This is a genomic window from Prodigiosinella confusarubida (genome assembly GCF_002847015.1).
Lineage (GTDB): Bacteria > Pseudomonadota > Gammaproteobacteria > Enterobacterales > Enterobacteriaceae > Prodigiosinella > Prodigiosinella aquatilis.
Map to the genome: position 1 here is coordinate 2,002,131 of NZ_CP025085.1, position 24,099 is coordinate 2,026,229.

Below are 24,099 nucleotides of genomic sequence, written 5' to 3' on the forward strand. Positions count from 1 at the left end.
TTATGAGAAAATATCAATGCATGACTTGTTCAGCTATGATTGATGTTGATGATGATATATTGGTTGGTGAGATAGTTGAATGTGGCGCGTGTGGTCAGGAACATGAGTTAATTAAGCAAGATAATGTTCTTAAACTTGATTTTGCTCCTGAAGTTGAAGAAGACTGGGGCGAATAAATGAGTAATAAAGGGACTGTATTTTTATTTGTCACAAAACTAAGGGAAGAAGAAAAGCGTATTGTTGAACTTCTACAACAATATAATGTAGATGTTGAGATTATTTCTGAACAGTCACAATGGGATATCACTGACCTTAAACGTTGCGATGTTGCTTTGGTGCGCTGTCTTTCGCAGAAAAGAGCGCTGATACGCGCTAAATACATTGAAGCTTTTGGCGTCAAAGTCATCAATACGCATCGCGCTATTGAAATATGTACAGATAAAACACTACAGTCAATATTACTATCGAAACATGAAATCCCGGTACCAGATTACCGGGTAGTTCATAATTATAGTGATCTGGCCGGTTTACTACCGCGGTTTGGCAACAGGTTCGTCATTAAGCCCATCAGTTCCTCTTGGGGCCGTGGTGTTACTCTTATTGATGGCCGCACTAGTCTTGACGTATGGTTATCGGCACGCCAGTCCATTGACGTAAGAAGTGAACATCTTCCCGTTCTGGTTCAGGAATATATAGAAAAGGACAACTTTGACATTCGTGTTGTTATTGTTGGCAGAAAACCCGTTGTGGCATTCAAAAGAGTATCGCAAAATAATTGGAAGACCAATACTCATCTTGGGGCGACTATTATTCCTTTTGAGATAAATGGTGACATAGCGAAACTAAGTAATGACATAGTAAATGTTATTGGTGAAGGTATTTATGGGCTGGATTTGATGCTAAACACGAAAACAGGGCAGTATGTTATCTGTGAAGTAAATCAAAATCCTGAGTTTGCTAATTCATGGAAGGTTCATCAGGTGGATATTGCTGATTTTATCTCTAATTATACAATCAAATTTATAGAGTATATAAGGTCGGGTTTATGATATCTAAAACATCTAGTGATTTGTCAGAACAACTCTTTCAGGTTTCATTTGTTTTAGCTCGGGTATTAACTTCAGGCATTATTATGAGCATAGAAAAAAATGAAAATGAGTTAAAAGGTCTGGAGAACATTCTAAAAAAAACATCCAGTAAGCAATATGCAGTAACATTTAATAGTATCAGTGGCGCTGTGATTGGTTCGCTCTGGGGTCAGGATATTGTTTATGGCGAAGCTACCAATCAGCAATCACTTGATGAACAGCAAGAAAAATTATTTAAGTGGCTAGGGATTGGCCACAGTAGTCTCTTGCCTGAACCTTATACTTTACATGCAATTAACTGGGGAAATATCTCCAACCTTCAGAAAATAACTCATGAAGAGGCGCATGTAACTCTACTCGATTTTACCAAACTAGGTTTTGGCCCGTGTGCTGTGCTATTAACAAATAATGAAACTATTTACAAAAAGTCAGAAAGATTAAAAATATTTGGTGCGTTTGATCTGAGAACGATGTGGACTCAGCGAGAAACAGAAAAAGAAATAAAACCAGGTTTACAGTTTAACTTTAGATTAAGTCCACTGGTTGGCGCATGCATTAAGATGGCACTTATTAAAATGGGATTAAATAAATGAAGACAGATTTCATAATGGTCCCGACGGCAATGCCTGATGAAAAAATGATCAATTACCAATTAGCTATTGATGGTGGAGAGCCCGTTATTCCTAAAGCAAATCGCAAAACCATTTTTCCGAACATTGCCAAAGAAGATTTGTTTCAAATGATGATTTCGGTGCAGAAACCGGAAGAAATGGTAGTGAGTGAGTTTGCCGAGAAATACCGCCAGCGCGTGGGCGCTCCCTACGCAATTCCGACAGCCAGCGGTACCTCCAGTCTACACTTGGCTTTAGTGGGTGCAGGTGTAAAAGCTGGTGATGAAGTCATTGTTCCTGCATTTACATTTATAGCTACGGCCCAGGCGATAGTTGCCGCAAAGGCCATCCCGGTATTCGCAGATATTGATCCTCAGACCTATTGCCTCGATCCTCGACAATTAGATAAAAAAGTTACCGCGAGAACCAAAGCAGTGATGCCTGTACATGTGCACGGCTTACCTGCGGATATTGATGCATTAGCTTCTTTTTGTCGTCAGCATCAGCTAGCACTTATCGAAGACGCTTCCCATGCTCATTCAGCAACACTTCATGGCCGTTATTGCGGTACCTTTGGTGATGCGGCCGGGCAGAGTCTGATGGCAGATAAAAACTTTCCTCTGGGGGGAGAAGCGGGTATCGCCTTTTTCAAGGAACGGGAAAGCTATGATCGCGCACTAGCTTTCCTGGAAGAATCCGGACTGGATTACCGCATGTCGTGGGTAGCTGCCGCCTTTGGTATTAGCCAGTTGGATCGTTTGGATTACTACGATGAAATCAGGCAACGCAATGCACAACGTTTGATAGATGAGCTGGCAACCACTCGTTTATTTACGGGCCCTATGATCCCAGCAGCAGCCAAACATAGCTTTAATATGTTCAGGATCAAAATCAATACTGCTTTGCCTGAGTTTAAAGATATCCCTGAATACAAATTGAAGTTAGCTTTGCAGCAAATTCTGAATGAGGAAGGGGTCTTTGCTCGGGAATGGCAAAACACATTGCTACCGTTTCACTTACCGTTCCAGAATAAAAAAGGTTTTGGAAAAGGCTATCCTTTCTTTTTGGGAGACAGCCAAGAATATAAGCATGAGCATTTTCCCAATGCTCTTCAAATGCTGAGAAGTACGTTAGTTTTGTGTCGTGAACTTCGCTCTCCGGTTGAGTATGAAAAACTGCACTCCTATATTATTACTTTTAAAAAGGTTGATAAAAATATCCAGCGTGTAGCGGAAATCGCAAGCCAGATAGACGATGTTCCGCCTTATGAAAAGGATGCGCGACTGGGATGAACAAGATAATTACAGCCGCCATTCTAGGAGGTTCGGGATTTGTCGGAAGTGAACTCTATCGGATACTCAGTATGCATCCGCAGATTGAGGTACGTTTTCTTTCTTCTGAATCTCAAAAAGGATTATTTGTTGAGCGACAACATAAGAGTTTTCGTTTTCACAACCATAATTCAGCGCTGAAATTTTCCTCACTAAGTCAGTTGGAAGAGCATTACGACATTATTTTCTCCTGTTTGCCTAATGGGAGGTTGCCTGAGATTGTGTCCCGGATCAGTAAACACTGTACTAGGCTATTTAACCTGAGCGGCGATTACCGGTTCCAGGAAGAGAATATCAATAAAGTCTTTTACCCTGCGACGTCAGGCAGCCTACCGGAAGGAATTGTCACACAGTATTTCATACCGGAATTTACTGAGGTGGAACATTCCGCCAATATTATTAACTTACCGGGTTGTATGGCAGTGGCGGCAATCTATGCACTTTATCCATTAGTTCGTAATGGTTTGGTGGCTGGGGATATTGTTATAGATGCCAAAACGGGATCCAGTGGTGCTGGGAAAAGTACCAGTGAAACTCATGCAGAAAGATCGAATAATTTCAGAATGCATAAAGCATTTAACCATCGTCATGCACCAGAAATCGCCAAATTGAAATACTTAGCACTGGATGAACTGGAGATAACTTTTGCTTCGTTTAGCTTAGATACTCCGCGAGGGATTTATATCAGTGCATACAGTACGTTAAAGAATGATTGTACTGAAAATGAAGTCAGAAAGGCTTATTTTTCCCATTATCAGGAAACATCATTTGTCCATTATTTAAAAAGTGGACAGATACCGATGTTGAAGACCGTGTGCGGTACAAATCATGTAGAGGTAGCCACCTTTGTTCACGCTAACAAATGTATAAGCCTCTGCTCTTTGGATAACCTTATTAAAGGTGCGGCAGGCCAAGCTGTTCAGGCCGCGAATATTTATCTGGGTCTTGAGGCCGTTTCTGGATTGGTACAGCTTAATGAAGCCGGGTGGCCATAATGAATAACCTTTATGTCATTAAAGCAGGCAGCAGTACGCTTTTTAGCAATAGTAACTTTTTCAGTGAAGTAATAAATATTAGCCGAGCAGGTGGAAAGGTGTTAGTGGTCTGTGGTGGAGCTGATGCTATCCAGCAGGAATATATGAAGCAACAGACTGAAATTGATTACCTACAGCTAGCGAAGGGTGGTGAAGTCAGATATTGTAGTGCCCGGCATATGCAGCTCATTGTCAAAGCCTATAATGAGTATGTTGCGGGTAAAATAAAAGAAGCGGCTAGCCAATTGGACTTTTCCTATTATTTTCAAATTTCCGGAGATCATGAGTTGGTGACCGGTGTAGTGGGAAAACCATTAAAGGTTATTGAGGCAGGGAAAAAACGCATTGTCCGAGATTCGCTATATGGTACTTATCATTCAGTTAAAAAGAAGGTTTTGCATGCCTTAATTGAAAGCTACGATGTTGTCTTTTTATCACCACCCATTTGGTCTAGCGGTTTGCAACAATATATCAATATTGATGCGGATATGTTGGCTGCACATCTGGCGGTGGAGATGAGTGCAAATCATCTGCGCTTTGTGACCAGCACTCGTGGAATTTTACGTGATGTGAATGACCAACACAGTACTATAAAAGATATTTATATTGATGATGATATTCCTGCCCATGGGCGTATGAAACAAAAAGTCAGGGCTTGCAAATTGGCTCTGCAACAGGGGGTTTGCGATATTTCTATCAATGGCCCTCATTCTTTATATGCTGACGCTACTTGGTTTTGGCGCGGAACCGGCGTCAATGAGCAAATGCATCTGCTGAATATGATGGTTAATATCTCCTCAATTTCCGGCGATGAATCGGTGCTGACTAGGTTTATTAAGAACAAAGTAGTTGACCCAGATATTAGCTCCTTGATTGATCCGGCTGGAAATTTGGTTCTAAGCAAAGGTGATGGCCCCCATACCTTGCTGTTGCTTGGGCATCTGGATACTGTTCCGGGGCTATGGCGTAGCGAAGCTAACCAAGACTATGTAAGTGGTCGTGGGAGTGTCGATGCTAAAGGATGTATGGCTAATTTTATTGCGGTAATCAAGGAGATTATCGTCCCGGCCCATGCACGCTTAATGGTAGTCGGTGCTACGGAAGAAGAAGTTTCCTCATCCAAAGGGGCTTATTATGTCCGCGATCATTATCCTGCGGATGCGGTAATTATTGGTGAGCCTAGTGGCATTATGCATGCCGTTATCGGCTATTACGGTTTGCTCAAAATTGCGATCACGGCGCGGAAAGATATTAAGCATACTGCCGCCCGAGATGGCAGAACGTCTATTGAGCGAGTCTATGATGTGGTGAATGATCTACGGATGATTATCAATGATTTTGATAACAATAATATTTCCAATATTATCACAATAACCCATAATCATTATGCTTCTTATGAAGAGTCACAACTTGTGATCAATTTTCGAGTATCTCCTGAAGCGAGTGATGGGTATCTGGAAAGAATGACGTCACTGACGGGTGATGACATCACTATTGAAGTATTAAGAAGCACTCCTGGCTATAAATCTTCACGTAGTAACCCACTCTACCGGTCGTTAAGCCAAGCATTTTCCCGTGTCTTACCTGACAATTTTTTGAAACCGGTGGTTAAGAAGGGCACTAGTGATATTAATACACTGGCAACCACTTGGCGGAATATCCCTTTTATTGCCTATGGACCGGGTGACTCGGTATTAGATCACACCGACCAGGAAATAAATTATACCGAAGATGTATTGGTTTCACGGAAGATTCTCAAAGAAACGATCAATAACTGGATGAGTTATTATCAAGGAGAAGAAAATGGTGTCGGTGAATGAATTAAATGCTCTGTCTGCACAAGCACGAGGCATTATCATTGATATTGCTGCCAGTGAGGTAGGTTGTCATCTTGGAGGCGCATTATCTGTTATTGATATCCTGATTTATACATTAAATAACTATCTTGCAGATCAAAATAACTGTGTTGTGCTTAGTAAAGGACATGCCGCTGCGGCTTTATACAGTGCTATGTATGTGCTTGGTTATAGTGATACTAATCCAGCTGATGAATATGGACAATGTCATTCGTTATATACCGGGCATCCGAATCACAAGATTCCTCATATTCGGTTCTCAACCGGCAGTCTAGGCCATGGTGTGGGGTATGCAGCGGGATGGGCTTTGGCACAGCGTCAGGCCGGTAGTAATGGTACTGCGATTGTTATCGGTGGGGATGGTGAATTGCAGGAAGGACTTTGTTGGGAAGTATTGCAAGTGCTTTCTGCGCAAAAAATAACTGATTTCATTTATATCATTGACAGGAATGGTGCGCAAAATGATGGCTATGTCAATGATATCTCCCCGATGGTGGATTTGAAGGAGCGTTTTGCTTCTTATCATATGGATGTTGTGGAAATAGACGGCCATGATTTTGAGCAATTAGCCAAGGCTCTCTCGAGTAGGAGAAATAGAGGGTTGGTAATTATCGCTAATACCGTAAAAGGTAAAGGTATTCCGCAAATAGAAGGGAATCCATCCTGTCATTACGTCAAAATTAAGCGTCACCAGGCTATTAAATGGAAAATGGAGTTAGACCATGCTTTCAGGTAGAGATGCATGTAAAGCCGAATTAGTTAAATGTGCCGAGGAAGATTCAACGATTATCTGCATCGAAGCTGATCTAGGTGGTCGGGATCATCCGTTTTTACGCCGTTTCCCCGAGCGTTTTTATAATCTCGGCATTGCAGAAATGGCTGCGCTTGACATATGCACTGGTTTTGCTGAGGCGGGTTTTAAACCCTTCTTTACGACTTTTGCGCCTTTTGTGGCTCTTCGCTGTGCAGAGTCACTAAAGCTTTCAATGGGTTATATGGGGAAGGCAATTACAGTCATTGGTTCTTACGGCGGTGTATGTGGAGGGTGGTTTGGTACAACACATCATTGCCTCGAGGATGTTGGTGTGGTCCGTCTTTTTCCCGGAATTAAAATTGCTTGTCCCTACGGTGAAGCAGAGACTCGCCAAGTATTACGTGAAGCCGCGCAGGCGACACAACCTTTCTATATTAGGTTGGGGAGAAATGATCGCTACCCTGACCTCATTCAATCCAGTGAGTTTGCCTCGCTGGCAATGGAACAGGGTTACGAGCGCCGATATCAGGTCACTCTGGTTTCTATTGGTGAAAAGGCAACTCAGCTATGCGTTGCGGCAAAACAACAGTTAGGGGAGGTTAACCATCTGCACCTTTGCTATGTCGATAATCTTTCACTGGCAAAAGTTATTGAACAGATGACCCAGCTTCCTGGTTTGTTTATTGTTGCCGAGGAGCACCGCCGTACCGGAAGTATTGCGGCGGAATTAGCACTGAGCTTGCCGCATAGAAGCATACATTCCTTTACCCCAAGTGATGACTGGCCAAAATTTGCTGGCTCACAAGATGACATACTGACATATCTGGGTTTCTCTCTGAATACATTTGTCTCCTTTATAAAAAACATTATTTATAAGAAGGAACACCTATGAGTGTGAACTGTACTATCTTAAAAGATGCCAAATTTCGATCGTTCTTTATTTCGGATATTATTTCTGGCTTTGGTGTTGGAATGGCTACAATTGGTGCCAATTGGTTTGTGCTCATGAAGACCGGCTCGAATAAATATGTTGGCATTTTACTTGCCGTCAATGTCATTGCGGGGTTTGTGGCCTCCCTGTTTTCTGGAGTGATTACCGACAAGTATAATCGTAAAGTGGTTATATTCCTGACGCATAGCATACGGGCATTTTTTCTTTTGCTCCTGTTTGTTGTGCTTGCGAACTTCGATTTTAGCATGTATTACTTATATGCTTTTGCAATTATTAATGGTGTGGGCTGGACTATTTATATGTCTGCGTCACGAAGTTTTCTCCAAGAGATTTTGGATGAGAAAAAATATATCACTGGGAATTCGTTATTGGAAATAAGTCTTCAGGTGGGTATGTTCTTGGCTGCAGCTGCCTCAGGGTTTATTTATAAGTATTTTGACTTTAACACAATTATATTAGTCAATGCATTAATGTTTATTCTCAGCGCAATTACAATTTACTTTATTAAGTATTCATCAGCCAAAGTTGAATCAACCACGGAAAATTATTTTCAGATGCTAAGCCGTGGTTGGGGTTTTTTATATGATAATAAAGCTATATTTATTTTAGGTGTGGTGTCTATTATTCCATTGATAGTTACGATGATTTACAATGTTGTATTACCTGATTATGTAAATAATACGTTAGGGAAAGATAGTGTGACATTTGGGCTTGCAGATATGTCTTACGGACTCGGTGGGCTACTGTCCGGGGTTATGATGTCATCCCTTGCTATTAAATTAGATACTAAAAGACTGATCGGTATCTTTTTTATAATAGCTTGTGCCAATTTATTTTTCCTCAGTCGAAATACGATTGTATTTAATTTATATTTATTCAGTTTATTATTGGGCTTATGTAACTCTTCGCTGCGTATATTGATGAATTCGGTACTGATGAAAACTGTGCCTGGTGACTATATGGGACGTTCAATGGCCGTTTGGATCGGTATTTCACTGATTTCTCAATGTATTTTCTCATTGTTTATTGGTTCTTATCTCGATAAGCATGGGGCAACTGTCGGTATTTTGATTATGTCATTAATAATGGGAGTGGGTTTTATCTTATTTGTACTTAATCAATTATTGATAGCTAAAAAAAATCATGAAAAATTACAGGAGTGAATTATGTCCGAGAAGAAAGTTGTTTTCTTTGTTGAACCTAGTTTTTTCGGGGTGAGCTTTGTCAAGGAAGCTCATAACTTGGGATGCTATGTTGTAGTATTGGTATCAGCTGATACAAATCCGTTACTTTATGGTTATGACGGAGAGTACGATGACTTGTTAGTGTGCGACATCCGGGATACGCAATCGATTTATAATGTTATTAGAACCAGTAAATATAATAAAATTGACGCGCTGCTTGCTGCCACCGATTATGCGGCAGCGACCACTGCTGGAGCGGCGGAGCGCTTGCATATACCTTGCATGAGCGTTGAAACTGCTATGATGGCACGTAACAAAGATTTGGCGCGCGTCCGTTATGGTGAACATCATGTACCGAGTGCAAAATTTAAGATTGTCAGTACATTTTCTGAGGCGTTAGATGCGGCGGAGACAATCGGTTATCCGGTGGTGCTAAAGCCAACCAATACCGCGAGTAGCCAGAATGTTTTCTTTATTAATGGGCAAGAACAGCTACATGATGCGTTCGCGGTGATAGAAAATTTTACCACGAGTTATATGGGTTTTAGCGTGCGCAAAGAATACTTGATTGAAGAGTATCTCGACGGCCCTGAATTTAGTGTGGAAATTTTTTTAGTAAAAGGTAATGTGGTATTCGCGGAAGTTACTGAAAAAGTGACATCTCCTTTGCCTTATTTTGTAGAGATGTTCCATATTTTTCCCACTTCTGTGTTGGAAGATAAAAAATCACACATGATTGGTATTACTCGCCAGGCTTTAGAATCGATAGGTTTTACTAGCGGTCCGGCCCATGTTGAAGTGAAATATACCAAAACAGGACCGAGAATTGTCGAAGTGAATGGCCGCCCAGGGGGGGATAACATTACCTCAGACCTTATCCCGGGGGCTTATCAGATTAATATCTTCCGTCAAGCGGTACGTAACGCGCTTGAGCAGCCAGTTACATTTACGGTGGATAATCCGGCAAGTTGTGCCGTGGGCTATATTTGTGCACCACGGGATGGCATTTTTGTGTCTATTGAGAATTTAGCTTTTGTTTTACAGGATCCTGTAGTTATACGATCGGTTATCAATGTGAAACCTGGTGACTGTGTAACTGTGCCCAAAAGCTCAGATGATCGGTTGGGGTACATTATTATTAAAATGGATACTCCCGCACAGGCTAAAGCGAAGATTATTGAATTAGTCAGCAGTTTAAACGTTATCTTACAAGACTGATCGAGCCCATAATTAAAAACCTGAAAACCTCAAAAAGCGTGTAGAAGTGGACTGCCCCCAAAACCGTGGACAGATCCTGTCCTCACGATGAGGCCCGTTCAAAGGCCTCGGGACTGACCCCGCCAAGGTGGCTGTGTCGCCGGGTACGGTTGTAAAACACTTCAATATAATCGAAGACATCCGCCCGGGCCATGTCCCGGGTTTTATATATCCGCTTCCTGATGCGCTCTTTTTTTAGTGAACTAAGGAACGATTCTGCCACCGCATTATCCCAGCAGTTGCCACGACGGCTCATTGTTGACACTGATGTCCAACAATAAATGGTATACCACTGCTGGGGAAGGAAAGGGGACATTCATTGCTAAAGATGACAGTGCCAGGGTTGCCACAGCATTATTACTGTAATCGCCCTTAAATCGGCATCTTTTTTTCAGTGATTAACTGCGCCACACTGCCGTTGTCTACCCTAAACACCGAGGCGCAATCATGAAATCTCAGCAACGTGCCGACTATTGGCGCGAACAGATCACCACCTGGCAAGCATCTGGTCTTTCTGGCCAGGTTTTCTGTCAGCAACAGCAGCTGACATATCACCAGTTTGTTTACTGGCGGTAAAAATACCGCACCGATCACCCGCCGCACGCATGTTCGGCTGGGTTTGCCAGCGTCATCGCCGACATCCCCCGCACCGAGGCTTCTGCTGAACTGACACTCTCATTACCAAATGGCCTGGTGATCACCGGTCTTAATAACAGCAATGTGAGCTTGTTGGGCGCTATTCTCAGGCAACTCTGATGCGTAACCGTGACTTACGCCCAGCGCTGGCGATGCCGCAGATTTATCTTTATCGCGCACCCATCGACTTTCGCAAGCAGGTCAACGGGCTGGCGGCGCTGATAGAACAGGAACTGGGGCATAATCCCTTTACCGGGGCGCTGTATGCTTTCACTAACCGCCAGCGCAATAAAATCAAATGTCTGATGTGGGAAGACAACGGTTTTGTCCTCTATTACAAGGCGCTGGCAGAGGAGAAATTCAAATGGCCCAGTCTGGCCGATGACCTGTTGCCCCTGACCGGAGAGCAGATTAACTGGCTGCTCGATGGTTATGATATCAGCGTGCTTCACGGGCATAAAAAACTGCATTATGATGGCGTTAATTAGTCGAAATAAGAAGCATCTTTACCCAATTTCTTATAGAATTCAGGATATTGATCAGAGGTGATTGGGTCCACAGCATAATCATGAACTTTGGCCTTGATCACGGCAGCACTCTCTGCTGAGGTTGTAGCTGGTGCCCGCTCTGATATATCCGCTTTTGTCGTCTGGGATGAATCGTCACCTCTACCAACCCAAACAACCATAATTAAGGCCAGTACACCAATGCCCCCCGAGATAAGAACGTTACGCAACGGAATTGCTTTCGCAGAACTCAAGCGATTATTGTCATCGTTATTCATCACATCATTCCCCAGATAATTATTTTTATTATTTGTCGGATTTTTTAAGTATGTTAAACCACAGCATCATGATTTTATTGTGACTAATCTTAAACCTAGTTTTAAGACGGCATCCTAGGCGAGTTCTTCCGTGACATAGTCAAAACAGGTGACACCATGACCAGAAGTAACAGACGTAATTTCAGTCCAGAGTTCAGACTCGAAGCCGCTCAGTTAGTCCTCGATCAGCATTACACCGTTACCGCTGCTGCTACAACAATGAATGTCGGTAAGTCCGCCATGGATAAATGGGGTTGCCAGCTTAAAGAAGGGCACGCTAGAAAGTCCTCAAAAGCGCTCTACCTGATTTGTCCTGACAATGAACATGGAAGGAATGTTTGCCAAGATCGATACCAATAATAGTAATATTTTGCATGATGGCTTTGCCTAAAAGTGGAACGCTCTGTCAACGTACCGCCACAAAATGGGAGTGACCATCTCATTAAACCCCTGATATTTGGAAATAGTGATTGACGAAAACATCACTCGGAAACTACTTAAAAAAACAAAACGTTAGTAAAACCATTTATGAGTTAATTAACTATATCCGGTTGCTTAATAATAAATTAATTTCTCTTGCGGTAAATATAATGCCAGGCTGAGTTAAGTCTTAAAAAATACCGTTGACTTAATTTGTTTTAGAAATATGTCTTGTGTAATATCAACTAGATTGGATAATTGTTGAGAGGAGTTTTCCTTAAGATAAGCAATTCCATAAGAAATAAAATCAGGAATATTTAGTGGGATGCTTATTAATTCTTTGTCCATGGGGCAAATAAAATGTGGCATTATGGCAATCCCAATCTTGCTTTTTATCATAACATATGTAATAGCGGCAGAGTCGCTGTAGTACACTATAGCGTTAGGTTGAAGATTTTGTATCTTACTTTGAATTCTGAGCATTTCCACAGGACATTTTATCGGGTTAAGTAAAATCAATGGTCTCTCCTTAATATCGGAAAGATCAATTGTTTTTTTTCTTGAAAGTTTGTCATTTATCGCCATGACGCAATATAGTCGGTTTTGATATAGTTCTTTGTATATCACTTCATTGCATGCTTCCATATTGTCTTTTACTGTGAAAATTATATCTGTTTTTCTGGTTAATAATTCATTCTTTCTTTCTATATAGTCAGATGTTTTAAGATGAATATGAACATTTTTTTCAATTTTTTGATATTCTTCTAGTATCATTGGTAATAAGTTATTTTCGAGTGGTGAATTATCATAACCGATTGATAAATTAGATGAGAATTCCTTGTCATAATTTGTTGCTTTAGCAATGGCAATATTTAGACGTATTAACACATCTTTAACGTCTGTATAAAAAGATACTGCGGCAGAGCTAAGTTCAACATTATGCTTGTCGCGAATGAATAATTTAATACCAAGTTCATCTTCAAGCTTTTTTATTTGATGAGTAACTGCGGGTTGAGTGATATGTAATAATTCACCTGTTTGAGAAAAACTACGCGTTTCATATAACTGGATAAAACATTTCAGTTGTTTGATATTCATATCATTTCTCTTTGTTATAAATAAAACTAATTAAGCATAAATGTTATTCATTTTCAAATCAATAGTTATGCTGATATTATATATTGATATTTATCAAGTTCATATAAGCGAGCGTACTATGAAATACATTATTACGGGTGTGGATGGGAAGTTAGGCGGCCGTGTAGCAGAAAATATGCTACACGAAGTTAACGCAAAAGATTTAATCCTGACTTGTCCAGATTTGCAACGGATGAATAAAAATACACTGCTAAAATGGCGAGAACGGGGCGTATCTGTACACGAAGCTAATTATGATGATCCTCAGGGTATGGAGAAAAGCTTCAAAAACGGTGACAGAATTTATATAGTGTCTGGTGTTTTAATCGGCGATAAACGCGTACAGCAACATAAAAATGTAATTGATTCTGCCATAAAGGCCGGTGTCAGCCATATTACTTATACTTCTTTTCTTGGTGCGACAAATCCTGCTTACGCACATGTATATGTGACGCCGGATCATACGGAGACAGAGAAATATTTAAGTCAATGTGGTGTAGCATACAATGCCATGCGTAACAATCTTTATATGGAGAACTATTTAACCACATCGGTTATGTTGGCACTGATGTCCAATAATAAATGGTATACCACTGCCGGGGAAGGAAAGGGTACATTCATTGCTAAAGATGACAGTGCCAGGGTTGCCACAGCATTATTACTTGGTAAGGGTAAGGATAACGAAGCTTATAATATAACTGGCGGTGAATCAATATCGCAACGTGACCTTTGCCAACTGATTAGTGAGCTTTCAGGAATAAACATTGAATACTGTCCTGTTGATAAAAAAGTTTTTTTTGACTATCTGGATTCTATGAATATTCCCCGTGATACCGATCAGGATTTTTCTAAATCACCGGTGCCTTGGTGTGGTAATGATATGGTGACCAATGAAGCAAGTATAGCTGAAGGCTTAATGGATGTGCATTCGAATGCGGTTGAATTACTGACCGGCAGAAAACCACTTACCGCTCGTGAGCTGGCGAAAAATTATAGTTATATTTGGGAGAATAACGTCACTCATTGGAAAGACATTCGATAATTTAGTGGCTGTTTCTTCATTCAATATAAAATTATGCATTTTCCCTTCATATAAAAACACTGATGCTGCTGAACCACCTCATATGAGGTGGTGACTGTATTTGTGCCAAGGGGGCGAATAAGTTGGTTATATTGTAGTGCCTTCAATATTTAGTCTTGATGAGTAGCAGTGCCATCTGACAAATACTCTGACAGAAACGCTCCAGTTACTGACGGGTTGTCTTTCACCATTCCTGAGGGACTTCCTTGATAGACGATCTTCCCCCCATGTTTTCCTGCACCAGGACCCATCTCAATCACATGGTCAGCCGCGGCAATTATATCGAGATTGTGTTCGACAACGATGAGGGTCATCCCTTGATCCGCCAGCGAACCGAATAACGGTATCAGGCGTTCCACGTCTGCCATGTGAAGACCGGATGTAGGTTCATCGAACAGATATATCTTTCCGGTTCGGCCAAGTTCTGCCGCCAGTTTCAGCCTCTGTCTTTCGCCACCCGACAACGTGGAAAGCCGCTGGCCGATCTGCACATATCCGAGCCCTACCTGTTCTATGCGCGCAAGTGCATCTGAGATTGTCGTTTCGTTCTCGAACAGATGTCGTACTTCTGGTGCGCACATGTTCATTACCTCGTCTATGGAGTGGCCCACAACTCGGGTCGAGCGCGCTTCCGCGCTATAGCCGGAACCGTCGCAGACTTCACAAACCGCCTCAATTGCATCGAGGAACGCGAGGTCGGTACGGACGACACCGCGTCCTTTGCAGATAGGGCAAGCTCCGGCCGAATTCGTGCTGAACAGTCCAACATGTTTACCACTCCGCCGCGCGAAATAGTGGCGAATGTCGTCGAGAATACCAAGATAACTGGCCGGTGTTGAACGAAAAGATCCGCGAAGCTCGGTCTGATCAATAACGACGACATCAGAACGAAGTCGGGGCAATATCCGGTTAACCAGCGTCGATTTTCCGGACCCCGCAACACCCGCGACCACCGTCATTACCCCAAGCGGGATTTCGACGGACATGTTATGTACATTGAACATCGATTGATTATGGATGCTGATCCACCCGGACGGGGTGCGAGGCTTTTCGTTGAAGTGCCGTAGCTTGCGAAAGCTTCGACCAGTCTCAGTATCCGCTAACTTCAGGTTCGCCACCGATCCTTGATAGACGACCTCTCCACCGCTTTGTCCTGCCCGGGGCCCCATATCGATTACATGATCGGCGATGGTGATGATATCGGGGTCGTGTTCGACCAGAAGAATGCTGTTCCCTTTGTCCCTCAAGCGGATAAGCAACTCACCGAGATGGCGAACATCGCGGGCGTGCAAACCAACACTCGGCTCATCGAATATATAGGCAATATCCGCAAGACTGCTGCCAAGATGACGGATCATTTTGATCCGTTGAGACTCGCCGCCGGACAGACTGGATGTTCCCCGATTCAAACTGAGATAGTCGAGCCCTATATCGATCATGCTTTCGAGTTTTTCTACCATGGATGATACGACTGGGAGCATCTCCTTCTCTTTTATTCCACGAACAAAATCGAGCAGTTCGCTTGCCTCCATCTCAGCACATTCTGCAATGTTGTGGTCAGCGATCCGGCAGGAAAGCACTTGAGGATTGAGACGGCCGCCTTCGCAAGCCGGACATGACCCGCTCGTCGTCACACGTGCCAGTGCTTCCAGTTCAAGGGAGGTAAGATCCGTCTCTTCGCGTTCCAGAAACGAGCGGCGCAGTCGAGGCAAAACACCTTCATAGACCGTGCTTTTCGGCCAGCCTGGCCTGGGGTTAGTTACGGGCGTACCTTCCTCGATGGTCAGACGTCGCCACTCTGCCTCGCTATACGTACCAAGAGGCTTTGCTGTATCGAAGAAGCCCGACAAAGTGTAGCGTTTCCAACGCCACGAAGACGGCTCGAATCCTGGGAAACGGATAGCTCCTTCGTCAAGTGAACGCTCCCGGTCGAACAGCGCTTCCTCGTCGATCATCCTGATCGTTCCTAACCCCTGACACTCCGAACACATACCATTGGGATTATTGAATGAGAAGAGGCTGGATTCTCCGATATGAGGCTTGCCAATGCGCGAGAAAAGCAGGCGCAGGAGAGCGTAAATCTCCGTCACGGTTCCGACGGTGGAGCGAGCGTTGCCACCTAGCCGACGCTGATCAACGACAATCGATGCCGGTAGATTTTCGAGACGGTCAGCTTCCGGGTGTCCCTGAGGCTTTAGCCGGTTGCGGACGAAGGTCGAATAAGTTTCGGCCAATTGGTGTTGCGACTCAGCGGCTATGGTATCGAACAGAAGCGACGACTTTCCACAGCCGGAAACCCCAGTGAAAACCACAATCTTATGCTTTGGGATTTCGAGTGTTACATTCTTCAGATTGTTCGTTCGCGCGCGGATAATTCGCATCGGCAAATCAGGCATTTTCAGATGCCTCTGCTTGTAATCCTTTAACGGCTTTGCAGCAGAGTTCGGCGAATATCGCTTGTTCTCCCGCCGTCATGACCAACGCCACCAGCCGCGCTGCATCGCATCGTTGGAGAGCCGCTCTTTCCATAAAGGCTTCGCCCTTGGCGCTAAGTCTGGTTTCCTGCGCACGGCGGTCGGTATCGTCAGACGATTGCTCGATTAATTCGAGATCTTTGAGCACACGCAGTGCCTTTGAAAGCTGGGTGCGGGAGACCCCCAAGCGCTCGCTAATGATCGATGGCCGCAAAGCACCGCCGACGCGCAGGACTTCCAGTACATCATATTGTGGCCATGTTATCGCCTCTGGCGTGAAACGGTTGCGACGGGCGACCAGTTCACATTGCAGAAGAGATAGTGAGTTTTCAAGATTTATAGTTTCCATTGGGAAACTATAAATCTTGTTAGATTGCCATTCAATCAGATTTTGTAGATTTATTGATAACCTTTTGGGTATCAATTGTTGACTGGACTAGATTTCTTCTCATCCGAACATTCGCGCCTTAGGGGTGTGCTGCGCCGGCGGGGAATGGATAAAAGGGCGGTTAAACACCGCCCTGACAATCAATGCTGTTTAATATAGATATTGCGGGTCAGATAAAATCCGAGAGGTGAAACGGTGAATCCGCCAATAAAGGGTTTCACCAATTGGTTCTGAACATAGTAATAAACTGGAATGGCGGGAACATCATTGCTCAGAATATCGCTGGCTGTTTGGTATTCCTGCTTGATTTTTCCGGCATCGGTCGTTTCACTGGCTGTCTGAATAGCGGCATCAAAATGACTATTGCTGTATTTAGTGGTGTTCTGCGTATCCCCGGTGCGGAAGGTATTAAAGAATGTAGAGGGTTCGTTGTAGTCGGCAAGCCAGGTATAACGGACCAGATCGAAATTCCCCTGGCGCATGGTATCAAGCATGGTTTTCCATTCCTGATTTTTCATAGTGACATCGGCCCCCAGATTCTTTTTCCACATGGATGTCGCCGCGATAGCAATGCGTTGATGATCCTGGGAGGTGTTATAAAGCAGATTCAGTTTCAAGGGATGCGCCGGAGTGAAACCGGCCTCAGCCAGTAATTTTTTCGCCTCTGCGTTACGTTTACTCTGAGACCAGGCGGCATATGCCGGTGGGGTGAACGTCATTCCACCAATTTTTAATGGCATCAGTGTGTCAGCCGGTTTTTGCCCTTGCCCCACCACTTTATCGGTGATAATGCTTTTATTCAGGGCGAGATTAAGCGCCTGCCGGACTCGAACATCGTTGAACGGGGCTTTAACCGTATTGAACTTGTAATAATAGATGCCGAGCAAATCGGTATTATGGACCTGCCCACCGAGTTCGGTTTTGAGCTGCCGGTACTGAATCGTTGGAATGGTATCGGTAATATCGATTTCGCCAGCCCGGTAGCGGTTAACCATGGCCGCCTGGTCTGCAATGGGCAGGTAAGTGACTTTGTTGATCACGGTTGCTTTATTATCCCAGTATTTAGGATTGCGCTGGGCCACAACTTTTTCGTTTACCACCCACTGAACGGGGGTATACGCACCGCTGGTGACGATATTGCCTGGCTGCGTCCATTTGTCGCCGAATTGCTCGACAACAGCTTTGTTGACCGGGAACAACGATATATGGCCCACGAACTGGAGAAAATAAGAAACGGGTTGGGAAAGCGTTACCTGGACGGTATGGTCATCCAGAGCTTTTACACCAAGCTGGCTGACGGGCATTTTGCCATCGGCAATGGCCTGCGCGTTTTCAATATGGGCATTCGAGGCAAAAGAAGCGTAGGGCGATGCGGTTTTGGGATCCACCAGGCGCTGCCAACTAAACACCACATCCTGGGCCGTGATGGGTTTCCCATTAGACCAGACGATGCCAGGGCGTAAATGAAATGTCCAGACCGTGTTATTCTGGTTTTCCCATTTTGCAGCAAGATCCGGGTGGATTTTGCCAGCCGCGTCAATACTGACCAGTCCGCTGAAACAATCCAGAATGATATTGAAGGATTCGTTACTTTCGGCGAGCTGTGGATCCAGCGTCGCAGGTTCGGCGCCGTTGCTGCGGACCAGTTCCTGTTTACTGGCTAGTGTGACCCCGCTGGGCACAATGGCTGCTTGTACCAGCGGAACTTGCAAGCCCATAAGCGCAAACGCTGAAAGTGTGATTATTTTCCTGTTGTTTATTTTCATAAGTATTTCCTCTTTATTATTTCCCATGCTGAATATTCAGCCGTGACGAGTTGTGTGTTTGCATTTATTTTTTGGTAAAACAGATATATTCCGTTCGGTTTCTATACTATGGAGGTGAAATGTAGATATGTGCTACAAATAATGAAAAGGTATTTATTTCGTTGTGTGTCACTTTAGATATAAGAAAAAACAATCAGTACTTTGATCTTTATTGAATATATAGGGAAAAATGGCCAGAGGAATACACTGTGAAGGTATTCAAAAAGAAGAAACAGCGAAGAACTACATTTTGTATCACTATTTCCTATATGTGTTTAATCAGTAGGTTTGCCATTCATTCATTGTAAGGTCGCGGTTTCCAATCTGAATCAGGCAAATGAAAAAATGGGTCAAAATGTGTGGCTTTCCCGCTGTTTGATGGCGCAATGATACCTATCTGCTGCCTGGATTTGAGCGTTTCATTACGATGCCGTTTATAAATATACCTTCTGGTTAATAACATGTGAATGACCGGAGGTGACAATTTAAAAAGGAGGGAATTTTGTCAGCTATTTCTATTGAAAAGAAATCCCGGCGGTTTCAACTTATGGCATACCTCAATCTGATATTAATCAGTTGAAATCAACACAGAGGGTCGGCCTGAAAGCTATCCTGTCTTGTAATATTGGGTGGCCTTGCGTTGAGGTGTGACATTCGGTCAGATGACAACCTTGGTGAACGCCAGGGATGCACCCAGCACGATCAGTACGATGCCGATGCTCTTGTCGACCACACTTTGCTGCTTGAGTAGCCGCCGACGCATGGTGGGCGCGGCAAAGAACAGCGCAACGATGCTGAACCAGACCCAGTGAGCTGCCGACATAAACAGGCCGTAGGCGAAGTTATGACTCAAAGGACTACCTGGCTGGACGACCTGGCTATAGGTGGCCACCACGAAAAGCATGGTTTTCGGGTTGAGCGCATTGGTGAGAAAGCCCATACGAAAGGCTGCAAACGGTGATGGAACACTGCCAGCGGCCTCCTCAAGTGTCAGTACGGTCTTGTTGGTTAGCGACTTATATCCCAGATAGATAAGGTACGACGTGCCCAGGACTTTCATGGTCATGAAAAGGAGGGGGGAGCCAGCTATCAGCACGGCAATACCAAACACGGTGTACATCACATGGACCTGTACACCGCAGGCAATACCCAGGGCTGAGAGCAGTCCGGTGCGCGAGCCGAAGGCATAGCTGTTGCGGGTAACCATCGCGAAATCTGGGCCGGGGCTGATGACGGCCAGAATGGTGATGGTGGCAACGGCGATCAATTCATTCATCAATCAAACTCCAGTGAACAAGGCAGGTCGACAGCCCGCCAGCGCTTTCAGCGCTTGTTGAAAGTGATAAAGAGAACGTCCCGATACCCCTGCCGGGTAGGGTCGTCCGCCAGCAAACATGGGTGTTACGCCATGTAGGGTTCCCTCATCGTTGGCGATGGCTGCCTCATTGGGAGTGGTCGGTGTGACGGGTGGGCTCTTGTGCTTCCTGGTTGTCGAGGGTGGTTTCGCTGTTCTGCGGGTAGAATCGCAAAATCCTCTTTGGCGATGATTTTGCACAGATTGATGGCATCATTATGAGCAGTTGGATACATAACTAACTGCTTTGATGGCGTCATCAACGATAATACATTCTCCATGGTGTTTCCTTATCTATTTGTTTTTATGCCATTTATATTATTGAAGGTGTACAATTATTGAATGCTTGCGTGATTCAAAAAAGCGATTTATCGTGAAGCAAATCTGATAAATTTCATCGTGTATATGAAACTTCCATCTCTTGCTTCATTTCGCTTCTTTGAAGCGGCAGCCCAAACCGGCAGTTTCGTCAAAGCTGCCGAGTCTTTGCATGTGACACACGGTGCTGTCAGCCGGCAGGTCCGACTGCTGGAAGAGGCCTTGGGGATAGAACTGTTCGAGCGACGCAACCGGGCGATCTTTCTGAACGCGGCTGGCCGTTCTCTGCATGCGGTCACTCAGTCGGTTTTCGAGCAACTCGACGGTGCGGTGTACCGACTACAGCAAACAGCACCGGATGAGGTGCTGACACTGTCTTGCGAGCCCACGATTGCCATGAAGTGGTTGATCCCTCGGTTACCCGCGTTTCACCTGGCTCATCCTGATATCAATCTTCATCTGGTTGCGGCGGGCGGCCCGATCGACTTCTCACGCAGTGGTGTTGACCTTGCATTACGGCGCGACGATTTTCATTGGGATCAGGAAATTCATGCCGTGAAGGTCTGCGACGAATGGGTGGGGCCGGTGAGTCGGGGCAGGCGAGGTCGCATGGACACTCTGGAGGACGTGCGCTTACTGCATTCTGGCTCGCGGCCGAAAGCCTGGTCGACGTGGCAACGCTTGGCGAAGGTTTCAACCAAAGGCAGTATTCGGATGGACTATGAGCACTTCTATCTGTGCATTCAGGCTGCCGTCTCAGGCTTGGGCATGGCGATGGCTTCCTTTCTGATGGTGCAGGACGAACTCGAGAATGGACAATTGCACGCGCCGTATGGGTTTGTACGAGACGGTTCGGCTTACTATCTGTTATCGCCAGGACCGCTTGAGCAGGATGAAAAACGCACACGTTTCCAAACCTGGCTGGTGCAAGAAGCGGCAGGTTGCCTTCCCGTGATCAAGGGCCACGATAGCGAAAAATAGTGTTGCGTTATGGTGGAAGTGGCCTGCGCTATCTCGATCGCTAAAGTACAGAGGGCAGGGCGACCGGGATACATAATAAGCATCGACAGTCAACACGAGCGCACGGTCTTGCGCCATACCGGCGGTGCCTGAAACAGGCGCTTGCCTGGCATGCCGGGAGACGGTGGGGAAAGTAATAACTCTATGATGGCGTTCGCCATATCGGTCAGAGGTTGGGCAAAGGTTGTCAGCTGATAGCCGACCCAGCCAGCCTGTTCGATGTTATCAAAACCGATAACACAGATGTCCTCGGGAATACGCAAGCCAAACTCGTGGCGCGCCACGTCGATAAAACCGCAGGCAACCAGATCAGTGACACAAAATACCCCATCCGGACGATGGCGACCCGCCAGCAGTTCCCGTGCCGCAGTCGCGCCGGTTTCATAACTGGCCGGCCCCGAACGGACTAACTGGCACGCTCCTCCGGCATGACTGGCGGCTTCGAGAAACTTGGTTTCCCGGATCACCATACTGGGTGATCGAACGGAAGAAGAAATCATCGTGATATGCTGACAACCGGCTCGTGAGAGCATGTGATAAGCATCGGTCATGGTCGAGGTGTAATCGATTTCGATGTTGTCGGCACCGGCGAATTGCCCCATGCGGTTAATCAGTATCACCTGCTGACCGCTTTGCAGGCAGGTTTCAACCAGTGAAGCCTGTGGCGTGCCTGACAGTACGATGGTGGCGGCGGCGCGGTAATTGAGCGTCTGGCGCAATGCGGTATTGGAGCTCTCTTCACCGCCGTCAGTGTTGATTACCATGACCGCACGCTGTGCCTGATGCAGACGGCGGGTGATCTGATCGAGCAGACTTGCCTGGTAGGGGGCGCTGAGATTGCCCCCGAGAATACATACTGGACGACAGGCCTCTTTGGACAAGCTGCGCGCCAGATGATTAACGTGGTAGTTAAGCGCTTCGGCGGCGGCCAGAACTTTACGGCGTGTTTCGGCTGACACGCTGCTGCCGGAGGTAAACGTACGCGAAACTGCCGAACGAGAAACCCCTGCCAGACGTGCCACTTCCGCCGCACTGGCCATACTTTTACCTGACAAAGCAGACATCTATTTACCTTACCTCTTCACTACTGGTTACTTAACGTCTGGTTGCCCAATGCCCAAACCCGCTGCCTTTAATACCTGTTCTATCTCAATAGCTCGCTGCGCCAGAGAAATGAGTATCGGTTTCGGCGTTTCGTGCCACTCATCCGGATGCAACTGGCGTTTATCCCGGATATGGGCGATAGCCGATGCTAACGTCGGATAGCGTTCCGGACATTCCAGATGCATAAATAAGGCGACGAGTGCGACAGAGCGACTGCGACCGCCACGGCAGTTGACCAGAATATTGCCCGGTTCCTGGTTACGGTAAGACGGCTTGTCGGGGATTTGCTGTAGCAGAGCGGAACGCATCAGGTGATAGCCGGCATGCAACATGGACGCTGCATTGCCGGAACCGTCGACGAGGCCGAGTTTATAGTAGCGAATGGGGCCTGAGCCGTGGTTGATCAAATGGGCAGACATATTCGGTTCTGGAGAGGAAACCCAGTCGATATCGAGGTTGACCGCGCAGTTGATGATGGTTCTGATGTTGTGCTGTTCCAGCAGCGCCAGATCGGTCGCTCCGGCGGAACCACCGATGTAAATGTCCATGCCCCAGCCGGGAAAGTCGGATTCTATCAAGCTGATAGCGGGTCTGGCGTAGCGCGGTGTTTTTGTTTCGTCATCGGCCGGCTCCTCGGCGCGAGGCGTCTCTGTCGTGGCGACAGGGATCCCTGTCGCGCGGGCCAACGCATTGGCCACACCGGGTGCGGCGGCTAAAACCGGCTGGCCGTTAAATATCTCAGCGGTGCTGATGGGGGAATATCCGGTACTGCCGCCAGCTTCCCGTACCAGCAATAAACCCGCCAGACAATCCCATGCGTTCATATGTAATTCGGCGTAACCATCAGTGCGGCCTTCTGCGACCCAGGCCAGCGCCAGTGCACCAGATGCCCCGCGACGTACATTTGCTCCCTGACTCAGTATTGCCGCCATGACATCCAGATAACGTCGCTGGGTGGACCGCGGAGACCAACCAAGTTCGAATGTGGCGTTGCGTACGTCATCTGTTTTGGCGGTATGCAACGCCTGACCGTTTTTCTGCGCGTAGTGGCCGCGACGCGCCATATACAGTTCCTGAGTCGCCGGGTTGTAAATCGCCCCCAGTTCAGTGACGCCTTGAGCAATGAAGGCGATAGCGACGCAAAAGTGCTCGATGCCGCGCGCGAAATTGGCGGTGCCGTCAATAGGATCAACCACCCACAGGCTGGATGCGTCATTGGCGCTGCTGCCGGTTTCCTCGCCCAGCAGAGCATCTTCAGGAAACTCCTCGGCAATGGCTTGTCGGATCTGTTGTTCTACCAGCGTATCGGCTTCGGTCAGGAAGTCCTGATGGCCTTTAAGCGAGAACTCCCCCGGTTGACGAGAACGAAAGTGCCGGAGTGCGGTATTGCCAGCGTCGAGAATAATACGTTTTAAAGCAGCTTCACGCCGCTCCAGGTTAATCAGAGTCAAAGGTTTGCTCCCAGTACGAAA

General features: G+C 45.7%; 22 protein-coding genes and 2 pseudogenes. 15 read left to right on the forward strand and 9 right to left on the reverse strand.

Annotation, left to right across the window (positions count from 1 at the left end; translation table 11 throughout):
* Positions 1-2: 2 nt before the first annotated feature.
* Genes CWC46_RS09280 through CWC46_RS09325 form a run of 10 tightly spaced genes read left to right on the forward strand, consistent with a single transcriptional unit; the run spans position 3 to position 10,028 of the window.
* The gene (locus tag CWC46_RS09280) at positions 3-176 is read left to right on the forward strand and encodes an alpha-aminoadipate/glutamate carrier protein LysW (RefSeq protein WP_021016868.1); all 174 of its coding nucleotides are present in this window, start codon (positions 3-5) and stop codon (positions 174-176) included.
* Positions 177-1,049 carry an ATP-grasp domain-containing protein gene (locus CWC46_RS09285; protein WP_021016867.1) on the forward strand — a complete coding sequence of 291 codons (873 nt, stop codon included), beginning with the start codon at positions 177-179 and terminating at the stop codon, positions 1,047-1,049. It abuts the gene before it with no gap.
* Positions 1,046-1,681, forward strand: a complete 636-nt coding sequence (locus CWC46_RS09290; protein ID WP_021016866.1) for a hypothetical protein — start codon at positions 1,046-1,048, stop codon at positions 1,679-1,681. Before CWC46_RS09285 ends, CWC46_RS09290 begins: the two co-directional genes overlap by 4 nt.
* Positions 1,678-2,991 carry a DegT/DnrJ/EryC1/StrS aminotransferase family protein gene (locus CWC46_RS09295; RefSeq protein ID WP_021016865.1) on the forward strand — a complete coding sequence of 438 codons (1,314 nt, stop codon included), beginning with the start codon at positions 1,678-1,680 and terminating at the stop codon, positions 2,989-2,991. Before CWC46_RS09290 ends, CWC46_RS09295 begins: the two co-directional genes overlap by 4 nt.
* Positions 2,988-4,025 carry an N-acetyl-gamma-glutamyl-phosphate reductase gene (gene argC / locus CWC46_RS09300; protein ID WP_021016864.1) on the forward strand — a complete coding sequence of 346 codons (1,038 nt, stop codon included), beginning with the start codon at positions 2,988-2,990 and terminating at the stop codon, positions 4,023-4,025. The genes CWC46_RS09295 and argC overlap by 4 nt, the downstream gene beginning before the upstream one ends.
* Positions 4,025-5,884: a M20/M25/M40 family metallo-hydrolase gene (locus CWC46_RS09305; protein WP_021016863.1), complete on the forward strand. Its 1,860-nt coding sequence runs from the start codon at positions 4,025-4,027 to the stop codon at positions 5,882-5,884. The genes argC and CWC46_RS09305 overlap by 1 nt, the downstream gene beginning before the upstream one ends.
* On the forward strand, positions 5,868-6,656 hold the full coding sequence (locus CWC46_RS09310; protein WP_021016862.1) for a 1-deoxy-D-xylulose-5-phosphate synthase N-terminal domain-containing protein: 789 nt from the start codon (positions 5,868-5,870) through the stop codon (positions 6,654-6,656). The genes CWC46_RS09305 and CWC46_RS09310 overlap by 17 nt, the downstream gene beginning before the upstream one ends.
* Entirely contained in the window at positions 6,643-7,566 is a 924-nt protein-coding gene (locus CWC46_RS09315) for a transketolase family protein (protein ID WP_021016861.1), read from the forward strand. Before CWC46_RS09310 ends, CWC46_RS09315 begins: the two co-directional genes overlap by 14 nt.
* A complete protein-coding gene (locus CWC46_RS09320) occupies positions 7,563-8,789 on the forward strand; it encodes an MFS transporter (RefSeq protein ID WP_021016860.1) in 1,227 nt (408 codons plus the stop codon). Before CWC46_RS09315 ends, CWC46_RS09320 begins: the two co-directional genes overlap by 4 nt.
* Before the next feature lie 3 nt (positions 8,790-8,792).
* A complete protein-coding gene (locus tag CWC46_RS09325) occupies positions 8,793-10,028 on the forward strand; it encodes an ATP-grasp domain-containing protein (protein WP_021016859.1) in 1,236 nt (411 codons plus the stop codon).
* An 82-nt stretch (positions 10,029-10,110) separates the two neighbouring features.
* On the opposite strand, the pseudogene CWC46_RS09330 reads toward CWC46_RS09325, so the two are convergent.
* Positions 10,111-10,326, reverse strand: a pseudogene (locus CWC46_RS09330) (IS3 family transposase); the annotation flags it as partial.
* A gap of 188 nt (positions 10,327-10,514) precedes the next feature.
* Here CWC46_RS09330 and tnpA point away from each other — a divergent pair.
* On the forward strand, positions 10,515-10,643 hold the full coding sequence (gene tnpA / locus CWC46_RS23475) for an IS66 family insertion sequence element accessory protein TnpA (RefSeq protein ID WP_021016858.1): 129 nt from the start codon (positions 10,515-10,517) through the stop codon (positions 10,641-10,643).
* A 179-nt stretch (positions 10,644-10,822) separates the two neighbouring features.
* Positions 10,823-11,191, forward strand: a complete 369-nt coding sequence (gene tnpB / locus CWC46_RS09345) for an IS66 family insertion sequence element accessory protein TnpB (protein ID WP_021016857.1) — start codon at positions 10,823-10,825, stop codon at positions 11,189-11,191.
* On the opposite strand, the gene CWC46_RS09350 is transcribed toward tnpB, so the two are convergent.
* A complete protein-coding gene (locus tag CWC46_RS09350) occupies positions 11,188-11,487 on the reverse strand; it encodes a hypothetical protein (RefSeq protein ID WP_021016856.1) in 300 nt (99 codons plus the stop codon). The genes tnpB and CWC46_RS09350 overlap by 4 nt on opposite strands.
* 156 nt (positions 11,488-11,643) lie before the next feature.
* Between CWC46_RS09350 and CWC46_RS09355 the strand changes: the two are divergent.
* Positions 11,644-11,823, forward strand: a pseudogene (locus CWC46_RS09355) (transposase); the annotation flags it as partial.
* Positions 11,824-12,129: 306 nt separating this feature from the next.
* On the opposite strand, the gene CWC46_RS09360 reads toward CWC46_RS09355, so the two are convergent.
* Positions 12,130-13,044 (reverse strand): LysR family transcriptional regulator, encoded by a 915-nt coding sequence (locus tag CWC46_RS09360; RefSeq protein ID WP_021016854.1) that lies wholly within the window; start codon positions 13,042-13,044, stop codon positions 12,130-12,132.
* A gap of 118 nt (positions 13,045-13,162) precedes the next feature.
* Between CWC46_RS09360 and CWC46_RS09365 the strand changes: the two genes are divergently transcribed.
* Positions 13,163-14,125 carry an NmrA family NAD(P)-binding protein gene (locus CWC46_RS09365; protein ID WP_021016853.1) on the forward strand — a complete coding sequence of 321 codons (963 nt, stop codon included), beginning with the start codon at positions 13,163-13,165 and terminating at the stop codon, positions 14,123-14,125.
* Between the two features lie 149 nt (positions 14,126-14,274).
* Here the strand turns inward: CWC46_RS09365 and CWC46_RS09370 are convergent, their stop codons facing one another.
* The 4 genes from CWC46_RS09370 to CWC46_RS09385 all read right to left on the reverse strand — a co-directional run bounded on the left by CWC46_RS09370 (position 14,275) and on the right by CWC46_RS09385 (position 20,107).
* Positions 14,275-16,560 carry an ATP-binding cassette domain-containing protein gene (locus CWC46_RS09370; protein ID WP_021016852.1) on the reverse strand — a complete coding sequence of 762 codons (2,286 nt, stop codon included), beginning with the start codon at positions 16,558-16,560 and terminating at the stop codon, positions 14,275-14,277.
* Positions 16,553-16,987: a MarR family winged helix-turn-helix transcriptional regulator gene (locus tag CWC46_RS09375; protein WP_021016851.1), complete on the reverse strand. Its 435-nt coding sequence runs from the start codon at positions 16,985-16,987 to the stop codon at positions 16,553-16,555. Before CWC46_RS09375 ends, CWC46_RS09370 begins: the two co-directional genes overlap by 8 nt.
* 179 nt (positions 16,988-17,166) lie before the next feature.
* A complete protein-coding gene (locus tag CWC46_RS09380) occupies positions 17,167-18,792 on the reverse strand; it encodes an ABC transporter substrate-binding protein (RefSeq protein ID WP_021016850.1) in 1,626 nt (541 codons plus the stop codon).
* Between the two features lie 697 nt (positions 18,793-19,489).
* The gene (locus CWC46_RS09385; RefSeq protein ID WP_021016849.1) at positions 19,490-20,107 is read right to left on the reverse strand and encodes a LysE family translocator; all 618 of its coding nucleotides are present in this window, start codon (positions 20,105-20,107) and stop codon (positions 19,490-19,492) included.
* 483 nt (positions 20,108-20,590) lie between these two features.
* On the opposite strand from CWC46_RS09385, the gene CWC46_RS09390 reads away from it, so the two are divergent.
* Positions 20,591-21,484, forward strand: coding sequence for a LysR substrate-binding domain-containing protein (locus CWC46_RS09390; RefSeq protein ID WP_021016847.1), 894 nt, complete (start codon positions 20,591-20,593; stop codon positions 21,482-21,484).
* Between the two features lie 89 nt (positions 21,485-21,573).
* Here CWC46_RS09390 and CWC46_RS09395 read toward each other — a convergent pair whose 3' ends face one another.
* Both CWC46_RS09395 and CWC46_RS09400 read right to left on the reverse strand, forming a co-directional pair.
* Positions 21,574-22,587, reverse strand: a complete 1,014-nt coding sequence (locus CWC46_RS09395) for a LacI family DNA-binding transcriptional regulator (protein ID WP_021016846.1) — start codon at positions 22,585-22,587, stop codon at positions 21,574-21,576.
* 27 nt (positions 22,588-22,614) lie between these two features.
* Complete coding sequence (locus tag CWC46_RS09400; RefSeq protein WP_021016845.1) at positions 22,615-24,078, reverse strand: inositol monophosphatase family protein; 1,464 nt, start codon at positions 24,076-24,078, stop codon at positions 22,615-22,617.
* Positions 24,079-24,099 lie beyond the last annotated feature (21 nt).

Bases quoted from the DNA above. Each gene is read 5' to 3' on its own strand.
- CWC46_RS09280 (WP_021016868.1), top strand. From the start codon at position 3: ATGAGAAAATATCAATGCATGACTTGTTCAGCTATGATTGATGTTGAT.
- CWC46_RS09285 (WP_021016867.1), top strand. From the start codon at position 177: ATGAGTAATAAAGGGACTGTATTTTTATTTGTCACAAAACTAAGGGAA.
- CWC46_RS09290 (WP_021016866.1), top strand. From the start codon at position 1,046: ATGATATCTAAAACATCTAGTGATTTGTCAGAACAACTCTTTCAGGTT.
- CWC46_RS09295 (WP_021016865.1), top strand. From the start codon at position 1,678: ATGAAGACAGATTTCATAATGGTCCCGACGGCAATGCCTGATGAAAAA.
- argC (WP_021016864.1), top strand. From the start codon at position 2,988: ATGAACAAGATAATTACAGCCGCCATTCTAGGAGGTTCGGGATTTGTC.
- CWC46_RS09305 (WP_021016863.1), top strand. From the start codon at position 4,025: ATGAATAACCTTTATGTCATTAAAGCAGGCAGCAGTACGCTTTTTAGC.
- CWC46_RS09310 (WP_021016862.1), top strand. From the start codon at position 5,868: ATGGTGTCGGTGAATGAATTAAATGCTCTGTCTGCACAAGCACGAGGC.
- CWC46_RS09315 (WP_021016861.1), top strand. From the start codon at position 6,643: ATGCTTTCAGGTAGAGATGCATGTAAAGCCGAATTAGTTAAATGTGCC.
- CWC46_RS09320 (WP_021016860.1), top strand. From the start codon at position 7,563: ATGAGTGTGAACTGTACTATCTTAAAAGATGCCAAATTTCGATCGTTC.
- CWC46_RS09325 (WP_021016859.1), top strand. From the start codon at position 8,793: ATGTCCGAGAAGAAAGTTGTTTTCTTTGTTGAACCTAGTTTTTTCGGG.
- tnpA (WP_021016858.1), top strand. From the start codon at position 10,515: ATGAAATCTCAGCAACGTGCCGACTATTGGCGCGAACAGATCACCACC.
- tnpB (WP_021016857.1), top strand. From the start codon at position 10,823: ATGCGTAACCGTGACTTACGCCCAGCGCTGGCGATGCCGCAGATTTAT.
- CWC46_RS09350 (WP_021016856.1), bottom strand. From the start codon at position 11,487: ATGAATAACGATGACAATAATCGCTTGAGTTCTGCGAAAGCAATTCCG.
- CWC46_RS09360 (WP_021016854.1), bottom strand. From the start codon at position 13,044: ATGAATATCAAACAACTGAAATGTTTTATCCAGTTATATGAAACGCGT.
- CWC46_RS09365 (WP_021016853.1), top strand. From the start codon at position 13,163: ATGAAATACATTATTACGGGTGTGGATGGGAAGTTAGGCGGCCGTGTA.
- CWC46_RS09370 (WP_021016852.1), bottom strand. From the start codon at position 16,560: ATGCCTGATTTGCCGATGCGAATTATCCGCGCGCGAACGAACAATCTG.
- CWC46_RS09375 (WP_021016851.1), bottom strand. From the start codon at position 16,987: ATGGAAACTATAAATCTTGAAAACTCACTATCTCTTCTGCAATGTGAA.
- CWC46_RS09380 (WP_021016850.1), bottom strand. From the start codon at position 18,792: ATGAAAATAAACAACAGGAAAATAATCACACTTTCAGCGTTTGCGCTT.
- CWC46_RS09385 (WP_021016849.1), bottom strand. From the start codon at position 20,107: ATGAATGAATTGATCGCCGTTGCCACCATCACCATTCTGGCCGTCATC.
- CWC46_RS09390 (WP_021016847.1), top strand. From the start codon at position 20,591: ATGAAACTTCCATCTCTTGCTTCATTTCGCTTCTTTGAAGCGGCAGCC.
- CWC46_RS09395 (WP_021016846.1), bottom strand. From the start codon at position 22,587: ATGTCTGCTTTGTCAGGTAAAAGTATGGCCAGTGCGGCGGAAGTGGCA.